This window comes from Mycobacterium pseudokansasii, from assembly GCF_900566075.1.
GTDB lineage: Bacteria > Actinomycetota > Actinomycetes > Mycobacteriales > Mycobacteriaceae > Mycobacterium > Mycobacterium pseudokansasii.
In genome coordinates, this window is record NZ_UPHU01000001.1 from 1,266,927 (window position 1) to 1,290,081 (window position 23,155).

The window sequence follows — 23,155 nt, forward strand, 5'->3', positions numbered from 1 at the left end:
CAGAGCCCCTCAGAAGGCTGCCACGGTGTGCGACTGGCCGCTGAACTCGCTGAATCTTCGGGCCGCGGCAAAGCCGAGCTCGAGGTCGGCGAGGATGTCGTCAATGCCCTCGATCCCGACGGCCAACCGCACCAACCCTGGGCTGACGCCGGTGGCCAGCTGCTCGGCCGGGCTCAGCTGAGCATGGGTGGTGGATGCCGGGTGGATCACCAGCGAGCGCACGTCACCGATGTTGGCGACGTGGCTGTGCAGTTTCAGCGCGTTGACGAACGCCTTGCCGGCCTCGATACCACCGGCCAGCTCGAAGGACAGGACAGCGCCGGTGCCCTTGGGCGCCAGCTTCTTTGCCCGCTCGTACCACGGTGAACTGGGCAGCCCCGCGTAGTTGACCGACAGCACCTCGTCGCGGGCTTCCAGGAACTGGGCTACGCGTTGAGCGTTGGCGACGTGCCGCTCGATCCGCAGGCTCAGCGTCTCCAGACCCTGCGCCACCAGGAAGGCGTTGAACGGCGAGGCCGCCGAACCCAGATCGCGCAGCAGCTGCACGCGAGCCTTGAGCGCGAACGCCGGTGGACCCAGTTCGGCAAACACCACGCCGTGGTAACTGGGATCGGGGGTGGTGAATCCGGGGAAGCGGCCCTGCGTCCAGTCGAAGGTGCCGCCGTCGACGATCACACCCGCGATCGCGGCCCCGTGTCCGCCCAGGTACTTGGTGGCCGAGTGCACCACGATGTCGGCGCCCTGGGTGAACGGCTGGATGAGGTAGGGCGTGGCGATGGTGTTGTCGACGATCAGCGGTACGCCGTTGCGGTGCGCAACCTCGGCGACCCCCGGGGTGTCCAGGATGTCGATCTGCGGGTTGGAGATGGTCTCGGCGAAAAAGGCCTTGGTGTTGGGCCGGACGGCTGCCTGCCAGGAGTCCAGATCGTCGGGATCCTCGACGAAGCTGACCTCGATGCCGAGCTTGGCCAGCGAATAGTGGAACAGGTTATAGGTGCCGCCATACAGGCGCGGGCTGGACACGATGTGATCGCCGGCGCCGGCCAGGTTCAGGATCGCGAAGGTCTCCGCGGCCTGACCCGACGACAGGAACAGCGCGGCCACCCCGCCTTCGAGGGCCGCGATGCGCTGCTCGACCACACCGGTGGTGGGGTTGCCGATCCGCGTGTAGATGTTGCCGGGCACCTCGAGCCCGAACAAAGCCGCAGCGTGCGCGGTGTTGTCAAAGGTGTACGAGGTGGTCTGGTAGATCGGCAGCGCCCGCGCATTGGTGGCGGAGTCGGGCTGCTGGCCGGCGTGAATCTGCTTGGTTTCGAACGACCAGTGCGCGGCCGGATCGCCGTCGGTGCTGGTGTCTTCGGCGCTCATAGACATAACTCCCTGTCAGCTCAGGGGGCCCGTCACGGCGGACCCGCGCTTGCCGTGTAGCCGATTGTGGCTACTCAACCGGGTCATCACCCGGGGCACCCCACCGCGGTTGGAGGGTTGCCGGCCAGCAAGCCGGGGCTTGACGCTGGCGCTCATGACCGATTCGAAGCCTACCGTACGGCGCCTGCTTCATGCCAACTCCGACCCGACTCCGACCCGAACTCCGGCCCGGCCGGGCGGGTGAACGCTCCTAGTAACCTGGCCAGCAGAGCAACCGCTCGCCGCAAAGCTCACCAGGCTGGAGGATTCGGGCCCGCATGTCCAGTGAAGCCAAGATCAAGGTCAAAGGCCCGTTGGTAGAGCTCGACGGTGACGAGATGACCCGCGTCATTTGGAAGCTCATCAAGGACAAGCTGATACTGCCGCATCTGGACATCAATCTGGAGTATTACGACCTGGGCATCGAGCACCGTGACCAAACCAACGACCAGGTCACCATCGATGCGGCCTATGCCATCAAGCGGCACGGTGTGGGCGTCAAATGCGCAACCATCACCCCCGACGAGGCGCGTGTCCAGGAATTCAACTTGAAGAAGATGTGGCTGTCACCCAACGGGACCATACGAAACATCCTGGGCGGCACCATCTTCCGCGAGCCGATCGTGATCTCGAATGTGCCGCGGCTGGTTCCGGGCTGGACCAAGCCAATCGTCATCGGCCGGCACGCTTTTGGCGATCAATACCGCGCGACGAATTTCAAGGTGGAAAAGGCCGGCACCGTCACCCTGACATTCACTCCCGCCGACGGCGGTCAGCCGATCGTCCATGAACTCGTGTCCATTCCCGAGGACGGCGGCGTCGTGATGGGAATGTACAACTTTCGCAAATCCATCCAGGATTTCGCGCGCGCGTCGTTCTCCTACGGCCTCAACGCCAAATGGCCGGTCTATCTGTCGACCAAGAACACCATCCTCAAGGCCTACGACGGCATGTTCAAAGACGAGTTCCAGCGAATCTACGAAACCGAATTCAAGGACAAGTTCGAAGCCGAGGGCCTGACCTACGAGCACCGGCTGATCGACGACATGGTTGCGGCGTGCCTGAAGTGGGAAGGCGGCTACGTCTGGGCGTGCAAGAACTACGACGGCGACGTCCAGTCCGACACCGTCGCGCAGGGCTACGGTTCGCTGGGGCTGATGACGTCGGTGCTGATGACCGCCGACGGCAAAACGGTCGAGGCCGAAGCCGCCCACGGCACCGTCACCCGCCATTACCGCCAGTACCAGGCCGGACAACCGACCTCGACCAACCCGATCGCCTCGATCTTCGCCTGGACCCGCGGACTGGCGCATCGCGGCAAGCTGGACAACACCCCCGACGTCGTCGAATTCGCCCAGAGGCTGGAAGACGTGGTCATCAAGACGGTGGAGAGCGGCAAGATGACCAAGGATCTGGCCGTCCTGATCGGCCCGCGGCAGGGCTGGCTCAATAGCGAGGAGTTTCTCGACGCGATTGCGAAGAACCTGGAGAAACGGCTGGTTGGTTAGGCCCGAAAGGTCCCGGCGCGCACGAGTGTGCGGCTACGGCTTTCAGAATGCGTCCAGGGTGGGTAACCGGCCGGAGAACTCCGCCACGAGTGCGCTGTCGACGCCGCCGCCGCACACTCGGCGAGAACCTGGAGTTGGTCAGCTCGCCGGCGGGTCGACGGCCCGGAGGTGCGGGCAGCATTCTTCGATGAAGCTGCTGATTACCTCGGTGATGCGTTCCGGCGCCTCGTACATCGGGACGTGGCCCACATTCTTGATCAGCGTGACGCGGTGGTCGTCGGGCAGGTGGGTGGTGAAGTGCCGGGTGTAGCGGGGTGAGGGGATGATCCGGTCCTTGCCGCAGATCACCAGGTGCGCCGGGACGGCGTTCTCGGCCAATTCCCGCAAGCCGTGCAGGAGCAGTGCCTTGACCAGCAGCTGGAAGTAGGCCGGGCAGTGCGCCACGTCGTCGATGATGCCGTGCAGTTCGGCGTCGCTGACCCCATTCGGTGAGGCGCTGATCGCGTAGGTGGCCAGCCGGCGGCTGAACGGCAGCCGCAACACCCGCTGCCGGAACATCCAGGCGGACACCAGCAGCGGGATACCCAGGATGAACTTGACGATCACCTCGAACTTGGCCGGGCTCCAGCGGTGCCAACCGCCGGCCGGGGCGATGCCGGTGACGCTGCGTGCCCGCCCTCGCCGCTCCAGCTCGAAGGCGACCCAGCCGCCCAGCGAGTTTCCGACGATGTGGGCGGTGTCCCAGCCCAGTTCGTCCATCTGGCGCTCGACGTGATCGGCCAGCACCGCCGAGGACAGGAACCAGGTACCGGCACGGGGCCCGCCGTTGTGGCTGGCCATGGTGGGGGCGAACACCTCGTAGCGGCCGGTGTCGGCCAGTTGGCGGGCCACTTTCTCCCATACCGCCTGAGACAGCAGGAACGGGTGCAGCAGCAGGACCGGCTCGCCGGAGCCCAGGTGGATCGGAGCGCGGGTAGGCATATTTCCGACATTACAAGGTGGTACCGCCGGTATCGCAAGCGTCTGCGAATCGCTCCGCCGGCCCGTGACAAGATCAGGGGCATCATGAGCACCCCCACCGGATCCCGCCGGATTTTCTCCGGCGTGCAGCCAACGTCCGATTCGCTTCACCTGGGCAACGCCCTGGGCGCCGTCACCCAGTGGGTCACGCTGCAGGACGACCACGACGCGTTCTTCTGCGTGGTCGACCTGCACGCGATCACCCTGCCGCAGGATCCGGAGGCGCTGCGCCGCCGGACCCTGATCACGGCCGCGCAATATCTGGCGCTGGGCATCGATCCGGCGCGCGCCACCATCTTCGTGCAGAGTCATGTCCCCGCTCACACCCAGTTGGCGTGGGTGCTGGGGTGTTTCACCGGTTTCGGGCAGGCGTCGAGGATGACCCAGTTCAAGGACAAGTCGAGTCGGCAGGGCAGCGAATCCACCACCGTCGGATTGTTCACCTACCCGGTGTTGCAGGCCGCCGACGTGCTGGCATACGACAGCGACCTGGTGCCGGTGGGGGAGGACCAGCGCCAGCACCTGGAGCTGGCACGCGACATCGCGCAGCGGTTCAACAGCCGCTTCCCGGACACCTTCGTGGTTCCCGATGTGCTCATTCCCAAGATCACCGCCAAGATCTACGACCTGCAGGACCCGACTTCCAAGATGAGCAAGTCGGCCAGCACCGACGCCGGGCTGATCAGCCTGCTCGATGATCCGGCGGTGTCCGCCAAGAAGATTCGCTCGGCCGTGACCGACAGTGAACGGGAGATTCGCTACGACCCGGACGCCAAACCTGGTGTGTCGAATCTGCTCAGCATCCAGTCGGCGGTCACCGGGGCCGGCATCGACACCCTGGTCGACGGCTATGCCGGACGCGGCTACGGCGACCTGAAGAAGGACACCGCCGAGGCCGTCGTCGCCTACGTCAGCCCCATCAAGGCCCGGGTGGACGAGCTGACCGCCGACGTGGCCGAACTCGAGTCCGTGCTGCAGGCCGGAGCCGAGCGCGCCCACGAAGTCGCCAGCAAGACCGTCCAGCGGGTCTATGAAAGGCTTGGTTTCCTACCGCAACGGGGTAATCACCTGCCATGAGCGAGCCGGCCGAGCCTGGAATCCTCGATAGGCTGCGGGCCCGGTACGGGTGGTTCGACCATGCGGTGCGCGCCTACACACGGTTCAGCGAGCGCCGCGGCGGCTTCTATGCGGCAGGCCTGACCTATTACACGATCTTCGCGTTGTTCCCGTTGCTGATGGTCGGTTTCGCGGTCGTCGGGTTCACGCTGTCGCGCAATGACAGGCTGCTGAACATGACCTACGACCGGATCCGGGCACTGGTTCCGGGCGCCTTCGGTCAGCAGCTGATCGACTTGGTGAACTCGGCGATCGATGCGCGGGCGTCCGTCGGTGTGATCGGCCTGGCCACCGCGGCGTGGGCCGGGCTGGGCTGGATGTCGCATCTGCGGGTGGCGTTGAGCGAGATGTGGGCGCATCCCGTCGAGTTGGGGAACTACGTGCGTAACAAGCTCTCTGACCTGGCGGCGATGGTCGGGACGTTCGTGGTGACCATGGCCACCATTGCGCTGACCGCGCTGGGCTACTTGCGGCCGATGGCTGCGGCGTTGAAATGGCTTGGGATACCTGAGCTTTCGGTGCTCGACTGGGCTTTCCGGGCGGTTTCGGTGGTGCTGTCGGTGGTGGTGTCGTGGCTGTTGTTCACCTGGATGATCGCGCGGCTGCCGCGGCAGTCGGGGCGCTTCGTCACCTCGATGCGGGCCGGTCTGATCGCCGCGGTCGGGTTCGAGCTGTTCAAGCAGGTGGGGTCGATCTACCTGCGGACAGTCCTGCGCAGCCCGGCCGGCGCGACGTTCGGGCCGGTGCTGGGTTTGATGGTGTTCGCCTATGTCACCGCCTACCTCGTGCTGTTTTCCACCGCGTGGGCGGCCACTGACTCCGCGGAGGACCCGCGTGCCAAGCATGTCGACCCGCCCGGCCCCGCGATCATCCGGCCGCGAATACAGGTCAACGAGGGCCTTGCTGCGCGTCAGGCGCTGGCTGCGGTGGTCACCGGAGCCGTTGGGGCCCTGACGTTTTCACGATTACTGCGGCGGCGAACCCGCGGGGTGGATTGACGGCAACGGCTGCCAGTGGCTTCTGAGCCTGAAAGCGTCTGCGGCAGCGGCCAATCCGGCACCAGCTGAGCCAGCCGCCCCACTTGGTGGCTTCGGCCTGGTCGCGGGCCATCATGGCCGTGGTGTTGGATTGGTGCGTGCCGGCCATCGACTGATACGCCCCCATCAGGTCTTGCAGGGCCTGGCTCCATTGCGCCTGCCAGGATTAGCGACTCAGAAGCCGGTGTAGGTGGACGCGGCGGCCGCATCAGCGGCCACATAGGTGCCCGCGGCGTCGCCGAAGTTGGCTTGCGCAATATCCAGCAAGGCGTTGACCTTCGCGGCGGCCGCCACGAAACGGGCGTGGGCGGCCTGAAAAGCCGCCGCGGACTCCCCGACGTGAAACGCCTGCGCCGACATCGCTGATTGCTCGGCCTGATCGATCGTGTGCCGCATCAACCCCGCCTTGGCGGCAAATGCCGACTGGGACGCGACCAGCTGTGGAATATGGGCGTCCAACATACTCATAACGGTTCCTCTCGAAGTGGTTTCGGGCTGCCTGCTGTCGGCTCAATGGCCGGCTGCCGCAAGCGCGTTCGACTCCCAGGTCGCCGGCAGCATCGGCAGCATCGGCATCTGCGCACCATCGCCAAGCTCGTCGGCCGGCACTGCCGCCAGCCCGGATGGCTGCGCGACGGTCTCCTTGATGGCGGTGCCGGCAAACCCGGAGAGGTCCGCGCCCCGATCAGAAGCCACCACCGAACCTGGTTCCACAGCCGACACCAGTCTTGCCTCCGGAGCCCGGCTCGCCGCGGGCCGCACGGGAGAAGACTCGCTTACCGCCGATGCCATCACCGTGGGTGCGGCAACGGGCACGGCGTCGGCCGTCTTGAGTTCGGCGTCAGCCGCGAGGTACTGGGTGATCCCGATCGGCAACGCCGTCGCCAACGGAATCGCCGCCGAAGCCGGCAACGCAAGCAGTGAACCGCCCAGCAGGAATGGCGATGCGATCAGCAGCAACGGCGGTCCCAGGATGAGCGCTAGGATCGCGAAGACTATCGCGTAGGTGAAAATCAGCAGCGGCGTGATGAGCGCGATGACGATCGCGTATGCCACGATGGCGAACAGGATCTCCAGCGATATCAGGATGATCTGGATCAATATCACGATGATGATCGGCAGCTCGCCCACCGTGGCGGCAATGCCCGGTACGGCGGCGGCTGCACCCAGGCCGGCATTGAGCAGTACCGGCGCCGGGGTGGTCTGAGGTGCCGACGCCAGGGCAGCGCCCGCAACGGCCTGATAGACGCTCATCGTCGTGGCCGCCTGGACCCACATCCGCACGTAGTCGGCCTCGTTGAGGGCAATCGGAATCGTGTTGATGCCAAAGAAGTTCGTCCCCACCAACACGGCGTGCGTGGTGTGGTTGGCGACCAGTTCGGCCAGCGTCGGCATGGCCGCCAGCGCGCTGGCATAGGCTCCCGCCGCGGTCTCGTGCTGGGCTGCCATCACCGCGCTGTCGGCACTGACCTGGGTCAGCCAGGCCAGGTACGGCGCGTGGACGGCCGCGTAACTCTCGGCGCTCGGGCCTTGCCACGCTGCGGTCTGCACCGCAGCTAGCACGGCAGCGAGTTCTTCTGCGGCAGCAGCATATTCGGAACTCAGCGACGTCCACGATGCGGCGGCCGTCAACAGGGAAGCGGGGCCCGGGCCGGAACTCAGCAACGCCGAATGGACCTCTGGTGGCGAGGCAAACCAGATGGGTGCCGTCATGCCAGACCGTCCGAAATCCCGTACGCGCACGCAGCCATGGCATCGCCGGCGGCATAGCCGACACCGGACTCGCCGACGCCGGCACCGGACCGCCCGAGCTCTTCGACGCCGCCGGCCGCAACCGTGGCGTGAATGTCGCCCTGGACGCTGAACCTGGCCGCCGTCGCCACCGAGACCGGGTCGGCTGCCGGTGGCGCCACCGCCGTGATCAGCGGTGCGGCGACGGCATGCGCGGTCGTCAGCCGCGCGGTGAGCGCCTCGACCGCGGTGCTGGCGGCTGCCAGACCTTCAGGAACGACTCGCAGCATTACCCTCGGTACTCCTTCTGATCGCGTCTCGCCTCCCTGCTCGGTTCCGGTTTGGTCGAGCAACACCGGCGCCTATTGTGCATGCTTCGGATGCGCCGCGCCACGCAAGATATACCGTAGGGCAACAGTTGTATAACGCAATGGTCATCTGATGTTTGGCGCGCTGAACCGCTCCGAAGCTTCGCGACCGGTACCGGGTGCAGTCGATCGTCAGAAATCGATCCACGCGCCGTGGGCCATTACCGCGGCCACCCGCAGATCTCGTTCCAGCACAACGAGATCGGCGTCCAGGCCGGCCCGTAGACTGCCGATGCCCGATAGCCCGAGAGCGCGGGCCGGGGTCGCCGAGGTCATCTGCACCGCGGCGGCCAGCGCGTCGTCGTCCGGATCGGGTCCGGCCGCGCTGCGAAACAACTCATCCATGGTGGCCGTGCTGCCGGCGATCGTCGACGTCCCGCGCACCCGTGCCACCCCGGAGTCGACATCGATCGGCACCGAGCCCAGCCAGTATGCTCCGTCGCCGTATCCGGCGGCGGCCATCGCGTCGGTGATCAAGGCAACCCGGTCAGGGCCGGCGGCCGCGATCACCGCCCGCACCACGGCCGGGTGAACGTGGACGCCGTCGGCGATCAGTTCGACCGTCACCCGGGGATCCGCCAGCAAGGCCAGCGCGGGCCCGGGCGCGCGATGGTCCAGCGGCGGCATCGCGTTGAACAGGTGGGTGCCCACCGTGGCGCCGAGTTCGACGGCATGGCGGGTCTGCTCGTACGTGGCATCCGAATGGCCCACGGCTACTACAACATTCGCGTCCAGGAGGCGACGGATCGCCCGGTCGGCGCCGGGCAGCTCGGGGGCAAGTGTCACCATTCGGATGGTGCCGTCGGCGGCGGCCAGCACCGCCTCGATCTCGGCGGGGTCCGGGGCGCGCATCTGCGTGGGATCATGTGCGCCGCAGCGCGCCCGACTCAGCCACGGTCCTTCCAGATGGATGCCGGCGACGGCGCCCGACCGGGTCGCTTCGGCGGCACGAGTCACGGCATCGAGCAAGGCTGCCGGCGCCGCGGTGACCAGGCTGGCCAGCATGGTCGTGGTGCCGTGGCGCGCGTGAAAGCTCGCCGCCCGGCCGATGTCGCCGTCGGTGACCGATGCGCCGCCGCCGCCGTGCACGTGCATGTCGACAAAGCCGGGCACCAGCAGGGCGTCGGGGAAATCGACGTCGGGCGGCTGCGCTGGCCGGCCGGCGCCGCAGGCCGAAATCGTTGCGCCGGCTGTCTGCACCCAGCCCGGCCGGCACACCTGCCCGTCGATGACGGCGGCGCCGGCATGGATCAGGCTCACCGAGTTTCCGGGGCCGGGGCCGGTTCGGTAGGCCAGTGACCGCCGTTCTCCCAGTAACGCTGGATCTCCTCGAGCTCGCGGCCCTTGGTCTCCGGCGCATACCCGAGGACCACCACGAAGGAGATCACGGCCAGCGCCCCGAAGAGCGCGAAAACGGCTGCGCCCCCGAGCCAATGCAGCATGGTGAGAAAGAACGCGGCGACGATCGCGTTGCCCGTCAGGGTCGAGGTGAGCATCACGCTCGACCCCATTGACCGCAGCCGGGAGGGAAAGCTTTCGCCGGCGTACACCCACACCAGCGAGCCGAACCCGAAGTTGAAGCCGACGATGAACAGCAGCACGCCGCCGAATCCGCCGATCAGCCCGCTGCCGGCACTGTGGCTGAATGTCACGACCAGCAGGCCGTCCGCGGCGATCATCATCGCGATGCCCGACAGCAGGATTGGGCGCCGGCCCCACCGGTCGACCGAAAACAGCGAGACGAACACCGCCGACAATCCGGCCAGCTGCACCAGCGCCGGCAGCCCCAACAACGCGAAATCACCCGTGAAACCCATGGCGGCAAAGATCCGCGGACTGTAGTAGATGATCGCGTTGATCCCGGTGATCTGGACCAGAAAGCCGAGGGTGACGACGAACACGGTGGCGCGCCGATAGGGCTGTCGCAGCATCTCGGACACCCGGCCACGGCCTTCGCCGAGGGCACCGGCCATGTCGGCCAGCTGGGTATCGACGTCGGCCTCGGGTTCAATGCACAGCAGCGCTCGTCGCGCGTCGTCGGCGCGGCCCTTGAGCAGGTACCAGCGAGCGGTATCGGGCAGGCGCATCAGCAATGGCAGCAGCAGTGCGGCGGGCACCGCGGCGAGCCCCAGGATCCACCGCCAGCCGTGCGAGCCGGCCAGCAGATAACCCACCAGGTAGCCCAGAATGATGCCGCTGAGAATGGCCACCTGATACGCGGTCAGCAACGAGCCGCGCACCGCCGCGGGCGCGGATTCGGCCACGTATACCGGAACCACCACCACCGCCACACCAATGGCCACCCCCAGCAACAGGCGCGCGACCAGCAGCATGGGCAAGGAGACGGCCGACGCGCCGAGCAGCGCGAACACCGCGAAGCCGGCGGTGAGCAGCACCGTCGACTTGTTGCGCCCGATCGCATTGGCCAGCACGCCGGCGCCCAGCGCCCCGATGATCTGGCCGAGCACCACGGTCGTGGTCAGCAGCTCTTGCTGGCGTGTGGTGAGACCGAACTCCTCGGTGACGAACAGCAGCGCTCCGGCGATGCTGGACAGGTCGTAGCCGTAGATGAGGCCGACGCTGGCCGCGGTGAGCCCGACCAGTATTCCCCGCTGCACGGACAGCTCAGCTAGTCGGTATCCGGGCCTTGAGCAGCCCGATGACGCGGTCGGGATCCTCGGGGGTGATGCAGGGTTTGACCCGGCTGCCCACATCGAGGATCAGCAGCGTGTTCTTGCTGCCCCGCTTCAGGTCCAGCGGAAACCAGTAGCGCGGGTCGGTCGCGCCCCAGAAGCGGCCCTTGCCGGACGCCCAGCCCATTTGTTCGGCCTTGATGCCCTTGATGTCGCGGTAGGCGATTCGCTTCGAGCCAGCAAAGGGGAAGTAATAGCGGCGGATGGTGATTCCGTCGTCGTCCAGCAGCAGGCCGGCGTCCTCGTACAGGGCAGTCATCCCGCAGAGTCTAGTGCTGAGCGCGGCTGTTCATCGACCTTGCGACCAGGATCAACCCGAACACGACGACGGCGCCGATCACCGCCACCCCCACCCGCACCGGCAAAGCCTCGGCATCCGACATGAAGCCGGCCGCCTGGGAGGCATCGGGCTGGCGATTGGCCGGTTTGTCCTTGCCCGAGGCCAGCGCGGGGTCGGGTTCGATCAGCGAGCCGACCTGGGTGCCCTGCGGGGTGCTGAAGCCGTAGTCCAGCAGGTGGGCGGCTTGTTCCCACGGCGCGATCGGCTGCCGGGTGCCGTGCAGCAGCACCGCCATCAGGCGGCGACCGTTGCGGTTGGCGGCGCCGACGAAGGTCTGCCCGGCGTCGTCGGTGTAACCGGTCTTGCCGCCCAGGGCACCCGGGTAGTGGTAGAGCAGCTGGTTGTCGTTTTCCAGCTCGTAGCCGGGATGGTCGCCGTGGCCGGGGAAGTCGTAGCTGCGGGTGGCGACGATGTCGGCGAAGGTCGGGTTGCGCCAGGCGTACCGGTAGAACAGGCCGATGTCGTAGGCCGAGGTGCTCATGCCCGGCCCGTCGAGTCCGGACGGCGTCGCCACCCGGGTGTCGCGTCCGCCCAGCTTGGCGGCCAGCACGTTGATCTTCTCCAGCGCCATCTGCATGCCGCCGAGTTGCCTGGCCAGCGCGTGCGCGGCGTCGTTTCCCGAATGCATCAGCAGGCCGTGCAGCAACTGGTTGACGGTGTAGGTGCCGCCGGCGTCGACGCCGACCTTGGTGCCCTCGGCGGCCGCGTCGTCGTCGGTCCCGGCGACCGACTTGTTGAGGTTCAGCTGGTTGATTGCGGCCATCGCGACCAGCACCTTGATGATGCTGGCCGGGCGGTGCCGGCCGTGGGGATCGCGGGCGGCGATGACCGCACCACTGTCCAGGTCGGCCACCAGCCACGCCTCGGCGGACACGTCGCCCGGCACCTGCGGGGTGTCCGGTGCGGTGATGATGCCGCAGCCGGCCAGCGCGTTGCCGCCCACCGGCGTCGGGGGCACCGCCAGCGGCAGCGGTGGATCACCGGCCGTTGGCACTTCCGAGGAATCCACCGCGGGCGGGGTGGACACCTTGTACGGGCAATTTCCGGCGCCGTTGGCCTCCGCATTGGGGTCGGCGTGTGCGGTCGGCACGGCGGCCGGCCCCGCTGCCAGTAATGCGGCTGCGACCAGGCACGATGCTGCGCGTAGGAGGTACATCGCTGTGCAGATTAGGCGATGGGCCGGCGGATCGCCGGACGCCGCGCTGTGACTAATGAGGCGGAAGTTGAAAAGTGCTACTTGACAGTGCCATTTACATGGATGACACTGTCAAATAATCATGCCGTCACTGCTCACGTTGTCCGAATTCGCCGCGCTGGCCGCCACGGCCGTGCGGGCGTCGGGCGCGGCGCCGGAAAACCGCCAGGCCAAAGCGGTGCCGGCGGAGCGGATGATCCGGTACTACACGGCGCGGGGTTTGCTGCCGCGCCCCGGAACCCGGGGCCGTGCGCTGACCTACGGACGTACCCACCTGCTGCGGCTGGTCGCCGTCAAGCGGCTGCAGGGCAAGGGTTTGTCGCTGGAGGAGATCGGCGAGCGCTTGAACTCGATGTCGGCGGCGGAGCTGGCGTCGCTGGCCGCGATCCCGGCCGGCGTCATACCGGCCGAACTCGGGGATCCCGAGCCCGCCCCGGAGATGTCGCGGGCCGCCGGGCGCTTCTGGCGTGCCATGCCGGAGACCGCGCCGGCGCCGGCTGCCGCCCCGGCACCGGCGCCGAACACGGCCTCGGCGCCGAACACAGCCCCGGCGCCGGCCGCCCACCTCCAGGCCGTCCGGCTCTCCGACACTGTCACGGTGCTCGTCGACGGCCCGCTGCCGGCCCTCGACACCTTGCGGCAGGCCGCCGCGCCGCTGCTGGACCTGCTCGCCGCTACCCAGGCCGCCACCCGAAAGGACACCCGATGAGCACCACCCTGCTGCCGTTGATCCCCGTCGCTCCCGCACCCACCGGACGCGGCGAGCTGACCTCCGCGGATGGGCGGCGGCTGCCGTTGAAGGCGATCAGCGTGGACACCGTTGTCGTCGGGATTACCGCGACCTCGACCGTGCGCCAGCGTTTCGTCAACTCCGGCGATACCAGCGTGGAAGCGACCTACGTGTTCCCACTGCCGGCTCGCGCTGGTGTCACCGATTTCGCGGCATCGCTGGCCGGGCGGCGGGTGATCGGAATGCTCAAAGAGCGCGCCCAGGCCCGCACGGACTACGAGCAGGCCTTGGCCGCCGGCCGGCGCGCCGCGATCGTGGAGGAGGACCGCTCCGATGTGTTCTCGGTGCGGGTGGGCAATCTCGGGCCGGGTGAGCAAGCCACCATCGAACTGCGGCTGACCGGCCCGCTGGCATTCGAGGACGGCGAGGCCACCTTCCGCTTCCCGCTCGTGGTCGCCCATCGCTACACCGCTGGAACCCCGCTGCCCGGTGACCAGACGGGTCCGGGAGTGGCGCGCGACACCGATGTGGTGCCCGACGCGTCACGGCTCACGCCGCCGCGGCTGGCCGACGACGAGGAGCGACCCGACCTGCAGATCTCGGTCACTGTCGATGGCGCCGGCCTGCCTGTCTCGGACCTGCGGAGCTCGCTTCCCACCGCCGTGCTCGAAGACTCGGCCGACGGGCCGACCCGGCTGGGGGTGGAGCCGGGCGCTCGGGCCGACCGTGATTTTGTGCTGCGCTTCCGCCTCGACCGCGGCGCGCTGTCGTCGTCGGCGCTGCTGGTCCCGGATGCCGACGGTGATGAAGGCACCTGGTCGGTCACCCTGGTGCCGCCGGCCGAGCCGTCCAGCGCGCCGCGGGATGTGGTTGTGGTGCTGGATCGTTCGGGGTCGATGGGCGGCTGGAAGATGGTCGCCGGCCGCCGAGCGGCAGGGCGCATCGTGGACATGCTCGACACCGTCGACCGGTTCTGCGTGCTGGCTTTCGACGACCACATCGACACACCCGCCGATATGGCGCCAGGGCTGCTCGAGGGCTCCGACCAGAACCGGTTCGCCGCGGCGTCTTGGCTGGGCTCGTTGCGCAGCCGGGGCGGGACGGAGATGGCCGAGCCGCTGCAGCAGGCCGTGCAGATGCTCGCCGCCTCGGGGGAGGACCGGCAGGCCAGCGTGGTGTTGGTGACCGATGGCCAGATCACCGGGGAGGACCACCTGTTGCGAACCTTGGCGCCCTCGATCGGGCGAACCCGCATCTACTGCGTGGGCATCGACCGGGCGGTCAACGCCGGCTTCCTGGACCGGCTGGCCCGGCTGGGCCGCGGGCGCGCCGAGCTGGTGGAGTCCGAGGCCCGCCTGGACGAGGCGATGTCCCGACTGGCCCGGACCATCGGGCGCCCGGCGCTGACTTCGGTGCGGGTACGCGCCGAGGGTCTCGAGATCCTCGAGGGCAGCACCACGCCCAGCCGGATGCCCGACGCCTTCGCCGGCGTGCCCTGCGTGGTCTCCGGGCGCTATCGCGGTGCTGGCGGCCTACTGACCGAGGTCGCGCTGCGCGTCGAGGCCGACGCCCCCGGCGGCCCGTTCGCCGTGCCACTACCCGCCCGGGTATCAGCGGAAGCTATTGCAGTGCAGACGATTTGGGCGCGATCGGTGGTGCGTGACCTGGAGGACGACTACGCGTCGGGCCGCCACTCGGAGGAGCTGGCGGCGCGTCTGGTCGCGCACTCGATCCGGTTCGGAGTGCTGTCGAGGTTCACCGCGTTCGTGGCCATCGATCCCGAGCACACCGAGGCCGGCCCGCTCACCGAAATTGTGCAGCCCGTCGAGCAGCCGTCGGGCTGGGTCGGTTTCCTGCCGGCTCCGGCAGCGGCTGCGGCGCGCGGTATCGCCGCGATGGCGAGCGCCGTACCGCTCGCCGGTGCACCGGCCGCGCCGAAACACGCCCTCAAGGAACTGCTCAAGCTGCTGGAGAAGGGACTGGCCGGCGGCGACGATTCCGGACTCGACGAGGTCTGTGCCGAACTGATCGGTCATCGCGACGCAGCGACCGATCCCAATCTGACGGCGGCGCTGACGGTGCTGTGCGACACGCTGACCAGATACCTGTGCAGCCCGACCGAGGAGGGAGCGCTGCAGGTGCGCGAGGCGGTCGGGGCGGTCAGGAAGGTGCTGCCCAAGCGACGGTTCTGGCTTTAGCGGCCCACCTCGCCGAGCACCCCGCGCAGGGTGGCTTCGATGGTGTCGAATTCGGCCTGGCCGCTGATCAGCGGCGGCGCCAGCTGGATCACCGGATCGCCCCGGTCGTCGGTGCGGCAATAGAGCCCGGCTTCGAACAGCGCCGCGGACACCCGGCTCAGCAACGATCGGCGTTCCTCGCCGGTGAAGGTCTGCTTGGTCGCCCGGTCTTTGACCAGCTCGATGCTGAAGAAGAAGCCCTCGCCGCGCACGTCGCCGACGATCGGCAGGTCGTAGAGCCTTTCCAGGGCGGCGCGCAGTACGGGGGAGTGCTGCTTGACGCGGTCGTTGTTTCAGGCGCGTGGCCAGAGGCGGCGGAGGCGAACATCGACGGTGTCGGGCTCCAACTTATGTACGGGCCACAGACCTGGGATCGGTTACGACAGGTACGAAAGTGACGCGACGACTACACTTTCGCCAGTGCAGCAGCGATTGCGTGTCGATAGTGCCGGGCTCGGGACCATGGCGGGTCGATGGGGTGCTTCGGTAAGCGATCTGAGCGACGTCGGGGCTCCGGCGGAGCTGGGCTTGTCGGTTCAGGCCAGCGTGGTAGCGGTCAACAGCGCCCAGGCTGACATCGCCGTCTTCGCCGCGGCGCTGGCAACGCAGGTGGACGCCCATGCAACCCTCGTCACCGAGGCTGTTAATAGCTACCTCGCCAACGAGACCCGCTCCGCGACAATGCTGGCCGTGGTGGCCTTTCCGGTGACCGGCGTGTAGGGATGTCTGCGGTCACGGCGTTTCCCAGCCTTTCGGAGTTGTTGGCCTGGCCCACCGACCACTTAACGGAGGCTGCTGACAACTGGGTGGCCGTTGGTGGGCGCTGCTACGGGGTGGCCAATCAGGTCTGGCGGGATGTGCTAGCGGTGGATTGGCAGGGCGCAGCCGCCGATGCACTGCGAACCGAGACGCATGACGACATGATGACGACCAGTGCGGTAGTTGACCAGTTGCATGAGGCGGCCAAGGTTGCCCGTAGCGGTGCCTCGGATCTGTTTGCAGCGCGCTCGCGGCTCCGTTACGCCGTCCAGGATGCTCGCGCGGCGGGCTTTGCGGTGGGTGATGACCTTTCGGTCACCGACCGCCTGGCTGGTGGGTCGGCAGCGCAGCGGGCCGCCCGGCAAGCTCAAGCGCAGGCCTTCGCGGGCGACATCCGGCTGCGGGCTGTGCAACTGGTCGGCCTGGACCAGCAAGTCGCCGCCAAGGTCACTGCAGCCGTGGCCGGTATCCGCAAGGCCTTCCCACAACCCCGTGTCCCTGCCATTTTGCCGAAAGACAACCGGGTCCACGCCGTCGACCACTACACGTGGAAACAAGACCCGGCACCACCACCCGGACCGGGGCCTACCAACGGTCCAACCGCCGACGACATCCGCCGGATACTTGACAAACTCCCTGTCGGCGACAGACCCGAAGTCAGAGAAGTTCGCTCCCAGCAGGATCTCGACAATCTCTGGAAATGGATGCAAGAGCACGGGGTTGAGCGGCCGGGTGGCTACGGTGGGATTCCCGGCGAGATGCGACAATTGCCCGACGGCACCATCGTCGGACGGCGTGAAGCAGCCGGCTCCACGAAGTTACCGGCGCTGGATGTCCGCATTCCAGGCGAAGGCGGCTATGTCAAGGTGCACATCAACCCAAGCCGAGGAGGAGTACCGGACATCTCGGCGCCAGTTAGACCAATGCAACCTGAGGCGCCACCTGTCCGGGCGCCGCTCCAACCCGCACCCGTTCCGCGCCCATCGTCGAGCCGGGGCCAGGTCGCGTCGGGCCAGTGCCACCGTTCGTTGGTGGCGGCCCGGTACCACCAGAATCCATCCCGCACCCGGTTCACCCGCCTCATAGTCACCACGGACCGCCAGTATTGGGCAAGGATGAACTACCCGATTTGGACGAGTTTGCCCCGGGCTGACGACACGCTGGCTCCTTGCCCATCGTCGGTGCAACGGCGACTTAGTGACCCCGCGAAGGAGTTTTAGAATGATGGCCTCCGAACCGGAATCGAAATCTTGATGACCCCACGGGAGCGCCTGCGCACAGAGTTGCTCATCAGTGGACTCTACGATTTGGTGCCACTGGCTCAGGTCGAATCGGTGATCACCCGCGACACTCTGGCAACAACCCCCGCGGAGCAACAATCATTAGTACTGTCCGTCGTCCGGTCGCTTGTTGACGATGGACTCATGACGGTTGAGGGTTGGGACGACCTGTCGCTGGACGAATCGATGGCACGTGTGTACGACCTCTTTGTGAACCATTATGACGATCCGGGAATGTGGGCGTTCTCTGTCTGGCTAAAACTCACCGAAACGGGCAAGTTCATAGCGAAGCAGCTCGAGAAATCTGCTCAAGCCGGCGCATAAAGCCGGCTCGGCGTCGAGCTGCTCTCCCCTAGCTGCAGAGATGAACGATCCCGCGGCCACTGGCGAATTGCCGCATCCTTTCCGGCGGGCGAGAAAAGCACGCTCCGTCTGCCGAAATGGCGCCGAGCGACGGTTCTGGCTTTAGCGGCCCACCTCGCCGAGCACCCCGCGCAGGGTGGCTTCGATGGTGTCGAATTCGGCCTGGCCGCTGATCAGCGGCGGCGCCAGCTGGATCACCGGATCGCCCCGGTCGTCGGTGCGGCAATACAGCCCGGCTTCGAACAGCGCCGCGGAAACCCGGCTCAGCAACGATCGGCGTTCCTCGCCGGTGAAGGTCTGCTTGGTCGCCCGGTCTTTGACCAGCTCGATGCTGAAGAAGAAGCCCTCGCCGCGCACGTCGCCGACGATCGGCAGGTCGTAGAGCCTTTCCAGGGCGGCGCGCAGTACGGGGGAGTGCTGCTTGACGCGGTCGTTGAGGCCCTCGCGCTCGAAGATGTCAAGGTTGGCCAGCGCGACGGCCGTCGACACCGGATGTCCGCCGAAGGTGTAGCCGTGCGCGAACATCGTCGTGCCGTCGTTGAACGGCTCGAAGACCCGGTCGCTGGCGATCATCGCGCCCAGCGGCGAGTAACCGGAGGTCAGGCCCTTGGCGCAGGTGATCATGTCCGGCACGTAGCCGAAGTCGTCACAGGCGAACATCGACCCGATCCGGCCGAACGCGCAGATCACCTCGTCGGAGACCAGCAGCACGTCGTAGGAGTCGCAGATCTCGCGGACCCGCTGGAAATAGCCCGGCGGCGGCGGGATGGAACCGCCGGCGTTCTGCACCGGTTCCAGGAACACCGCGGCCACGGTGTCGGGTCCTTCGAACTCGATGGCCTCGGCGATCCGGTCGGCGGCCCACTGCCCGAACGTGTTGATGTCGGTGTCGAATGGCCGCGGCGCGCGGTAGAAGTTGGTGTTGGGCACCCGGAACCCGCCCGGGGTGACCGGCTCGAACGGCGCCTTGTACGCCGGCAGGCCGGTGATGGCCAGCGCGCCCTGGGTGGTGCCGTGGTAGGCGGTCGCCCGCGAAATGACCTTGTGTTTGCCCGGTTTTCCGGTGAGCTTGAAGTACTGCTTGGCGACTTTCCAGGCCGTTTCGACGGCCTCGGTGCCGCCGCTGGTGAAGAACACCCGGTTCAGGTCTCCGGGCGCGTAGCGGGCGAGCCGCTCGGCAAGCTCGATCGCCGTCGGGGTGGCATATCCCCACAGCGGGAAGTACGACAGCGTGCCCGCCTGGCGGGCGGCGGCCTCGGCGAGCTCGCTGCGGCCGTGACCGACCTGGACCACGAACAGCCCGGACAGCGCGTCGAGGTAGCTCTTGCCGCGGTCGTCGTAAATAGTGACGCCGTCGCCGCGGGTGATGACCGGCGGTGTGATCCCCGCGCCGTGCCGGGCGAAGTGAAGCCACAGATTGCTCGTCATTTGTTCGCGAGCGTAGCGGTTAAGCTCGAAGCCATGGCACTGTCTGCCACCGGGATACAGGTCACCGAATTCGAGGCGCTGCGACCGCATCTGATGTCGGTCGCCTATCGGCTCACCGGGACCGTGGCCGACGCCGAGGACATCGTTCAGGAGGCCTGGCTGCGCTGGTCCGCGCAGGACCGGGCGATTGAAGACCTGCGCGCCTGGCTCACCACCGTGGTGAGCCGCCTGGGTCTGGACCGGTTGCGGTCGGCGACGCACCGCAGGGAAACGTATACCGGCAACTGGCTGCCCGAACCGGTGGTGACCGGATTCGACGGCGCCGATCCGCTGGGAGTTGTTGTCGCACAAGAGGATGCGCGGTTTGCGGCGATGGTGGTGCTGGAGCGGTTGTCGCCCGATCAGCGGGTCGCGTTCGTGCTGCACGACGGGTTCTCGGTGCCGTTCGCCGACATCGCCGACGTGCTGGGCACCAGCGAAGCCGCCGCCCGGCAGCTGGCGTCGCGGGCGCGCAGGGCTGTCGCTGTCGATCCGCCGCCGAAGGCGGACCTCACCCACAACGAGGTGGTCGGCAAGTTGATGGCCGCCATGGCCGCCGGCGATCTGGAAGCCGTGGTGTCGCTGCTGCATCCCGACGTGACTTTTACCGGCGACTCGAATGGCAAGGCGCCCACCGCCGTTCAGGTTATTCACGGCGCGGACAAGGTGGCTCGGTTCATGTTCGGCCTGGCGCGGCGCTATGGCCCGGCGTTTTTCACCGCGAATCAGCTGGCATTGGTCAACGGGGAACTCGGCGCCTACACGACGGGTTTCGCCGGTGTCGACGGGCATCGGGACATGGCGCCGCGGATCACCGCGATGACGGTTCGCGAGGGAAAGGTCTGTGCGATATGGGATATCGCCAACCCCGACAAGTTCACCGGGTCGCCGCTGCGGGCTACACCGGCAGGATGATCGCGGCGGTCGGGCCGAGGAAGATCGCCTGACCGCCGGGGGGAACGTAGTTGCCCGTGGGCCCGTAGATGCCTTGAGCCAGTGGGTTGGTCGGACCCAATCCGTTCCACATGTCGTTGATCCAGCCCGTGGACAGCGTGTACACCGCCGAGGTGGCGCCGGGCGGGGAGAACCCGGTCACCAACTGCAGGATCAAGTCGGTGACGGGGTTCAGGCCCAGCATCGAGTCGACGTGCGAGCCGCCCACGATCTCGGCGCCGACGAACTGGCTCGGGTACAGACCGACCAGTTGATTCGTGGTGTTGCCGAAGGCGTTCCACGGCTGCGGTGGCGCGGCGACCGTATAGACGGGGACATTGGCCGCCTGCAGGTTGGCGATCGCATTCCCGAAGGCCGTGGCGTTGTTGGCGACGCCGTCGAACATCACCACACCCTTGAGGTGGTTGGTGCCGCCCCCGAGGGCGGCGAGGTAATTCCCGCCGGCGATCGTGGCCAGGCCGCCGCCGGCGGAGTGTCCGGACAGGATGAAATCCTGCGGCAGCGTGCCGAAATAACCGGCCCGTTGCGCGCTGATGTTCAGATTCGTCTGGGGACCCAGGAACAACGACGCCACGCCCTGCTGCATCTCCGGGCTGCTCAGAAACAGGCCGAACGGCAACGGAATCGACGGGATGGTCGGAGTGACCACGACGCTGTTGGTCTGCTGCGCCAGCTCGATGGCCAACGGCTGGTACAACAAACCGAAAGCGCCGAAGCCGTGCTGCAGATAGACGGTGCCGGTGGCGTTCACCGACCCGTTCGCCTGCGTCGGGAAGTACCACAGCGCGGGGGCCGGGTAGTTGAACTGGGGAATCGTAAAGCCGAGGAAGGAACTTGGGCCGACGGGGATTTGCAGGAACGAGAACCCGATCCTGACCCCGGTCACTCCGTTGGTGCCCGGGGCGGTGAGGACGGTGGAGGGGAAGTTCAGCACTCCGCCCAAACCCACCGCATTGGTGGCCGAGTTGAGCAGCGCTCCCAGCGTTGCGCTACCGGGGCCACCGATGAGCGGAGGCCCCAGCAGCCGTTCAAGGGGTGAAAACAGACTTCCGACTTGCGCCAACAGCGACCCCAGCGGTGACGCATTCGCGGCCTCGGCGGCCGCGTACGCGGCCCCGGCCGCGCTCAACGCGCGCGAGAACTCGTTGTGAAACAGCGTTGTCCGGGCGACCAGTGTTTGAAACTCTTGGGCGTAGCCGCCGAAAAGCGTCGCGATCGCTGTCGACACCTCGTCGGCCGCAGCCGCGGCGATCCTCGTCGTCGAAGACGACGCCGCAGCCGCGGCCTTCCTGATCGCCTCCTCGATCCCGGTCAAGTTCCCGGAAGCTGTGGCAATAGCCTCGGGTGCTGCGATCACATACGACGACATCGGCGGCCCCCTTTCAGGTTGGCCGACAACCTTCGGACTGCTGTCACATGGTACGGGATCGGGCACGATTTAGTTCAGAATTTGAACGAATCGGGGCTCCGTCGGTGGCAGGCCGGATGTGCGAAAACACGATTTTCAGCCATCCAGTCCTCGATATCGCCGATGGTGGCGGGTAGCCGCCGGCCCCAGAAGACCCCCAGAAGACCCCCAGAAGACGAGGTGGTCTGCGCCGGCAATTTCCACATAGGTCCCTTGCTGATACCGGTCCGCCGTATTGGGAACGACCTGTGGCGGCACCACACGGTCGCGTTCGCCTCCGATCACGAGCACCGGAGCGGTGACGGCAGGGAAGTTGACGGTGGTTTGCTATTGCGGCGATCCAGGGGTGACCTGAAGATCTCGCAACAGGCCCGCCCCGATTCGCACACCAGGTCGGCGAAGTTCTCGCAGGCGACCTCCTCGGTCTGGGTGTTGGCGATCGAGCGCCGGAACCGCTGCCACGTCGGGGGATGCAATGGTTTGGCCCACGGCCGCGGCTGCAGGCAGGCGGCGACGACCCCGGCACTACGGGTGCGGGCGGCGACCAGCTGCGCCAGCGGACCGCCCATCGACAGCCCCACCACAAGCGGTCGCGAATCCAGCGAGTCGACAGCGCGACCAGATCATCGGTGTAGTCGCGCAGGCTCAGCTGCGCGATCGTCATGGCGCCTGCAACGGCAGTTCGTGATGACGCGGCGTCGGAGTGTGCACCGTGAAACCGCGCTGTTCGAAGGCCGCCCGAGCCGGAGCCCAGCCGTCTCCAGCGCCCCACACGCCGTGGATGAGAACGACGTGCTTGGTGTCAGACATGACGCCAAGCACGTCAGCTGACGAGCCAGAGCGTGCCCAGAACCGGACAAGGAGACCGGGGTTGGGTCAGGCCGTAGCCCAGGGGACGCGGCACCTATCGCCGGAATTGAACCCCTGCTCGGTGATGCCGAGCGCCGAGTACATCCGGGCCCGCATGTTTTCCACACCAATTTGATAGGTCAGCTCGATCACGCCGGCGTCCCCGAAGCGCGCCCGCAGATCCTCGACCTGCTCGTCGGTAACCGAATGAGGATCGGTGGTCATCGCGTCGGCGTAGGCGATGGCGGCGCGCTCGTCGTCGCTGAAGCGGGGCGAGGTCGCGTAGTTGTCGATGTCCTTGAGCCTTTCGACGTCGAGACCGTCCAGGCGCTGCAGCATGGCGCCGAAATCGACACACCATGAGCAGCCGATGGTGCGGGCGGTCCAGAACACCGCGAGCTCGCGTGCGCTGGCGGGCAGCGTTCGTGAGGCGCGTTGCAGCATGGTCTCGTGTACGGCGTTGGCGACCAGCAGCCGCGGGTGATGCGCGGCGACGGTGAACGGCTCGGGAACCTCACCGAAGCGCCGCTTGGCGACCCGGTACATGGCGCGCACCAGCAGGCCGGCGCGCTGTGGAGGCAGGGGCTCGATGCGGGTTTTCTGTGTCATACCCATCAGACGAGACGGCTCGCCACAGTGTGACAGCTTCAAGGATCCGCCAAGGATTCGCCGAGAACGGCGTCCGAGTCTGTG

Annotated in this window: 23 protein-coding genes, 3 pseudogenes and 1 riboswitch; of the genes and pseudogenes, 8 read left to right on the forward strand and 18 right to left on the reverse strand. The window is 67.2% G+C overall.

The window, feature by feature from the left end:
* Positions 1–9: 9 nt before the first annotated feature.
* Positions 10–1,368, reverse strand: a complete 1,359-nt coding sequence (locus tag EET10_RS05830) for a bifunctional o-acetylhomoserine/o-acetylserine sulfhydrylase (protein ID WP_051490164.1) — start codon at positions 1,366–1,368, stop codon at positions 10–12.
* A gap of 40 nt (positions 1,369–1,408) precedes the next feature.
* Positions 1,409–1,528, reverse strand: a riboswitch (SAM riboswitch).
* Between the two features lie 157 nt (positions 1,529–1,685).
* Between EET10_RS05830 and EET10_RS05835 the strand changes: the two genes are divergently transcribed.
* The gene (locus tag EET10_RS05835; protein ID WP_036398216.1) at positions 1,686–2,915 is read left to right on the forward strand and encodes an NADP-dependent isocitrate dehydrogenase; all 1,230 of its coding nucleotides are present in this window, start codon (positions 1,686–1,688) and stop codon (positions 2,913–2,915) included.
* Between the two features lie 138 nt (positions 2,916–3,053).
* On the opposite strand, the gene EET10_RS05845 is transcribed toward EET10_RS05835, so the two are convergent.
* Positions 3,054–3,896 carry an alpha/beta fold hydrolase gene (locus EET10_RS05845; protein WP_051490163.1) on the reverse strand — a complete coding sequence of 281 codons (843 nt, stop codon included), beginning with the start codon at positions 3,894–3,896 and terminating at the stop codon, positions 3,054–3,056.
* A gap of 84 nt (positions 3,897–3,980) precedes the next feature.
* On the opposite strand from EET10_RS05845, the gene trpS reads away from it, so the two are divergent.
* Positions 3,981–5,012, forward strand: a complete 1,032-nt coding sequence (trpS, locus tag EET10_RS05850) for a tryptophan--tRNA ligase (RefSeq protein WP_122501963.1) — start codon at positions 3,981–3,983, stop codon at positions 5,010–5,012.
* A complete protein-coding gene (yhjD, locus tag EET10_RS05855) occupies positions 5,009–6,049 on the forward strand; it encodes an inner membrane protein YhjD (RefSeq protein ID WP_122501964.1) in 1,041 nt (346 codons plus the stop codon). The genes trpS and yhjD overlap by 4 nt, the downstream gene beginning before the upstream one ends.
* 73 nt (positions 6,050–6,122) lie before the next feature.
* On the opposite strand, the pseudogene EET10_RS30535 reads toward yhjD, so the two are convergent.
* From EET10_RS30535 to dacB1, 8 genes and pseudogenes are all read right to left on the reverse strand, one after another.
* Positions 6,123–6,251: pseudogene (locus EET10_RS30535) on the reverse strand (WXG100 family type VII secretion target); the annotation flags it as partial.
* Positions 6,252–6,262: 11 nt separating this feature from the next.
* Entirely contained in the window at positions 6,263–6,556 is a 294-nt protein-coding gene (gene esxG / locus EET10_RS05865; protein ID WP_036398212.1) for a type VII secretion system protein EsxG, read from the reverse strand.
* Between the two features lie 42 nt (positions 6,557–6,598).
* The gene (locus EET10_RS05870) at positions 6,599–7,801 is read right to left on the reverse strand and encodes a PPE family protein (RefSeq protein ID WP_036398211.1); all 1,203 of its coding nucleotides are present in this window, start codon (positions 7,799–7,801) and stop codon (positions 6,599–6,601) included.
* The gene (locus EET10_RS05875; RefSeq protein ID WP_122501965.1) at positions 7,798–8,109 is read right to left on the reverse strand and encodes a PE family protein; all 312 of its coding nucleotides are present in this window, start codon (positions 8,107–8,109) and stop codon (positions 7,798–7,800) included. Before EET10_RS05875 ends, EET10_RS05870 begins: the two co-directional genes overlap by 4 nt.
* A 210-nt stretch (positions 8,110–8,319) precedes the next feature.
* On the reverse strand, positions 8,320–9,447 hold the full coding sequence (nagA, locus tag EET10_RS05880; RefSeq protein WP_036398207.1) for an N-acetylglucosamine-6-phosphate deacetylase: 1,128 nt from the start codon (positions 9,445–9,447) through the stop codon (positions 8,320–8,322).
* Complete coding sequence (locus tag EET10_RS05885) at positions 9,444–10,805, reverse strand: sugar porter family MFS transporter (protein WP_036398205.1); 1,362 nt, start codon at positions 10,803–10,805, stop codon at positions 9,444–9,446. The genes nagA and EET10_RS05885 overlap by 4 nt, the downstream gene beginning before the upstream one ends.
* 7 nt (positions 10,806–10,812) lie before the next feature.
* A complete protein-coding gene (locus EET10_RS05890; protein WP_036398203.1) occupies positions 10,813–11,139 on the reverse strand; it encodes a hypothetical protein in 327 nt (108 codons plus the stop codon).
* A 10-nt stretch (positions 11,140–11,149) separates the two neighbouring features.
* Entirely contained in the window at positions 11,150–12,376 is a 1,227-nt protein-coding gene (dacB1, locus tag EET10_RS05895; protein ID WP_036398201.1) for a D-alanyl-D-alanine carboxypeptidase DacB1, read from the reverse strand.
* 121 nt (positions 12,377–12,497) lie between these two features.
* Here dacB1 and EET10_RS05900 point away from each other — a divergent pair, with 121 nt between their 5' ends.
* Positions 12,498–13,124 carry a MerR family transcriptional regulator gene (locus EET10_RS05900; protein WP_063467576.1) on the forward strand — a complete coding sequence of 209 codons (627 nt, stop codon included), beginning with the start codon at positions 12,498–12,500 and terminating at the stop codon, positions 13,122–13,124.
* On the forward strand, positions 13,121–15,343 hold the full coding sequence (locus EET10_RS05905) for a VIT domain-containing protein (protein ID WP_122501966.1): 2,223 nt from the start codon (positions 13,121–13,123) through the stop codon (positions 15,341–15,343). The genes EET10_RS05900 and EET10_RS05905 overlap by 4 nt, the downstream gene beginning before the upstream one ends.
* On the opposite strand, the pseudogene EET10_RS05910 reads toward EET10_RS05905, so the two are convergent.
* A pseudogene (locus tag EET10_RS05910) lies at positions 15,340–15,672 on the reverse strand (aminotransferase class III-fold pyridoxal phosphate-dependent enzyme); the annotation flags it as partial. The gene EET10_RS05905 and the pseudogene EET10_RS05910 overlap by 4 nt on opposite strands.
* 130 nt (positions 15,673–15,802) lie before the next feature.
* Between EET10_RS05910 and EET10_RS05915 the strand changes: the two are divergent.
* Positions 15,803–16,102, forward strand: a complete 300-nt coding sequence (locus EET10_RS05915; RefSeq protein ID WP_036398197.1) for a hypothetical protein — start codon at positions 15,803–15,805, stop codon at positions 16,100–16,102.
* A gap of 140 nt (positions 16,103–16,242) precedes the next feature.
* Here the strand turns inward: EET10_RS05915 and EET10_RS32155 are convergent, their stop codons facing one another.
* Positions 16,243–16,683 (reverse strand): hypothetical protein, encoded by a 441-nt coding sequence (locus EET10_RS32155; RefSeq protein ID WP_136624712.1) that lies wholly within the window; start codon positions 16,681–16,683, stop codon positions 16,243–16,245.
* Positions 16,684–17,394: 711 nt separating this feature from the next.
* Here EET10_RS32155 and EET10_RS05930 point away from each other — a divergent pair.
* Positions 17,395–17,745, forward strand: a complete 351-nt coding sequence (locus EET10_RS05930) for a hypothetical protein (RefSeq protein ID WP_036398195.1) — start codon at positions 17,395–17,397, stop codon at positions 17,743–17,745.
* Between the two features lie 141 nt (positions 17,746–17,886).
* Here the strand turns inward: EET10_RS05930 and EET10_RS05935 are convergent, their stop codons facing one another.
* Positions 17,887–19,212, reverse strand: coding sequence for an aspartate aminotransferase family protein (locus EET10_RS05935; RefSeq protein WP_122502748.1), 1,326 nt, complete (start codon positions 19,210–19,212; stop codon positions 17,887–17,889).
* Between the two features lie 54 nt (positions 19,213–19,266).
* Between EET10_RS05935 and EET10_RS05940 the strand changes: the two genes are divergently transcribed.
* Entirely contained in the window at positions 19,267–20,166 is a 900-nt protein-coding gene (locus tag EET10_RS05940; RefSeq protein ID WP_099188668.1) for a sigma-70 family RNA polymerase sigma factor, read from the forward strand.
* On the opposite strand, the gene EET10_RS05945 is transcribed toward EET10_RS05940, so the two are convergent.
* From EET10_RS05945 to EET10_RS05955, 5 genes and pseudogenes are all read right to left on the reverse strand, one after another.
* Positions 20,150–21,574 carry a PE domain-containing protein gene (locus EET10_RS05945; protein ID WP_122501968.1) on the reverse strand — a complete coding sequence of 475 codons (1,425 nt, stop codon included), beginning with the start codon at positions 21,572–21,574 and terminating at the stop codon, positions 20,150–20,152. The two genes, EET10_RS05940 and EET10_RS05945, sit on opposite strands and share 17 nt — an antisense overlap.
* A 135-nt stretch (positions 21,575–21,709) precedes the next feature.
* Positions 21,710–21,904, reverse strand: a complete 195-nt coding sequence (locus tag EET10_RS30545) for an alpha/beta fold hydrolase (protein WP_342774137.1) — start codon at positions 21,902–21,904, stop codon at positions 21,710–21,712.
* Positions 21,895–22,182 carry a hypothetical protein gene (locus tag EET10_RS30550; RefSeq protein ID WP_246013606.1) on the reverse strand — a complete coding sequence of 96 codons (288 nt, stop codon included), beginning with the start codon at positions 22,180–22,182 and terminating at the stop codon, positions 21,895–21,897. The genes EET10_RS30545 and EET10_RS30550 overlap by 10 nt, the downstream gene beginning before the upstream one ends.
* A 91-nt stretch (positions 22,183–22,273) precedes the next feature.
* Positions 22,274–22,423, reverse strand: coding sequence for a lipase family protein (locus EET10_RS30555; RefSeq protein WP_246013607.1), 150 nt, complete (start codon positions 22,421–22,423; stop codon positions 22,274–22,276).
* A gap of 66 nt (positions 22,424–22,489) precedes the next feature.
* Positions 22,490–23,104 (reverse strand): annotated as a pseudogene (locus EET10_RS05955) (carboxymuconolactone decarboxylase family protein); the annotation flags it as partial.
* Positions 23,105–23,155 lie beyond the last annotated feature (51 nt).

What these genes read in the sequence shown, in the direction of transcription:
- EET10_RS05830 (WP_051490164.1), bottom strand. Translation starts at nt 1,368, where the DNA reads ATGAGCGCCGAAGACACCAGCACCGACGGCGATCCGGCCGCGCACTGG.
- EET10_RS05835 (WP_036398216.1), top strand. Translation starts at nt 1,686, where the DNA reads ATGTCCAGTGAAGCCAAGATCAAGGTCAAAGGCCCGTTGGTAGAGCTC.
- EET10_RS05845 (WP_051490163.1), bottom strand. Translation starts at nt 3,896, where the DNA reads ATGCCTACCCGCGCTCCGATCCACCTGGGCTCCGGCGAGCCGGTCCTG.
- trpS (WP_122501963.1), top strand. Translation starts at nt 3,981, where the DNA reads ATGAGCACCCCCACCGGATCCCGCCGGATTTTCTCCGGCGTGCAGCCA.
- yhjD (WP_122501964.1), top strand. Translation starts at nt 5,009, where the DNA reads ATGAGCGAGCCGGCCGAGCCTGGAATCCTCGATAGGCTGCGGGCCCGG.
- esxG (WP_036398212.1), bottom strand. Translation starts at nt 6,556, where the DNA reads ATGAGTATGTTGGACGCCCATATTCCACAGCTGGTCGCGTCCCAGTCG.
- EET10_RS05870 (WP_036398211.1), bottom strand. Translation starts at nt 7,801, where the DNA reads ATGACGGCACCCATCTGGTTTGCCTCGCCACCAGAGGTCCATTCGGCG.
- EET10_RS05875 (WP_122501965.1), bottom strand. Translation starts at nt 8,109, where the DNA reads ATGCTGCGAGTCGTTCCTGAAGGTCTGGCAGCCGCCAGCACCGCGGTC.
- EET10_RS05890 (WP_036398203.1), bottom strand. Translation starts at nt 11,139, where the DNA reads ATGACTGCCCTGTACGAGGACGCCGGCCTGCTGCTGGACGACGACGGA.
- dacB1 (WP_036398201.1), bottom strand. Translation starts at nt 12,376, where the DNA reads ATGTACCTCCTACGCGCAGCATCGTGCCTGGTCGCAGCCGCATTACTG.
- EET10_RS05900 (WP_063467576.1), top strand. Translation starts at nt 12,498, where the DNA reads ATGCCGTCACTGCTCACGTTGTCCGAATTCGCCGCGCTGGCCGCCACG.
- EET10_RS05905 (WP_122501966.1), top strand. Translation starts at nt 13,121, where the DNA reads ATGAGCACCACCCTGCTGCCGTTGATCCCCGTCGCTCCCGCACCCACC.
- EET10_RS05930 (WP_036398195.1), top strand. Translation starts at nt 17,395, where the DNA reads ATGACCCCACGGGAGCGCCTGCGCACAGAGTTGCTCATCAGTGGACTC.
- EET10_RS05935 (WP_122502748.1), bottom strand. Translation starts at nt 19,212, where the DNA reads ATGACGAGCAATCTGTGGCTTCACTTCGCCCGGCACGGCGCGGGGATC.
- EET10_RS05945 (WP_122501968.1), bottom strand. Translation starts at nt 21,574, where the DNA reads ATGTCGTCGTATGTGATCGCAGCACCCGAGGCTATTGCCACAGCTTCC.
- EET10_RS30550 (WP_246013606.1), bottom strand. Translation starts at nt 22,182, where the DNA reads ATGGGCGGTCCGCTGGCGCAGCTGGTCGCCGCCCGCACCCGTAGTGCC.
- EET10_RS30555 (WP_246013607.1), bottom strand. Translation starts at nt 22,423, where the DNA reads ATGTCTGACACCAAGCACGTCGTTCTCATCCACGGCGTGTGGGGCGCT.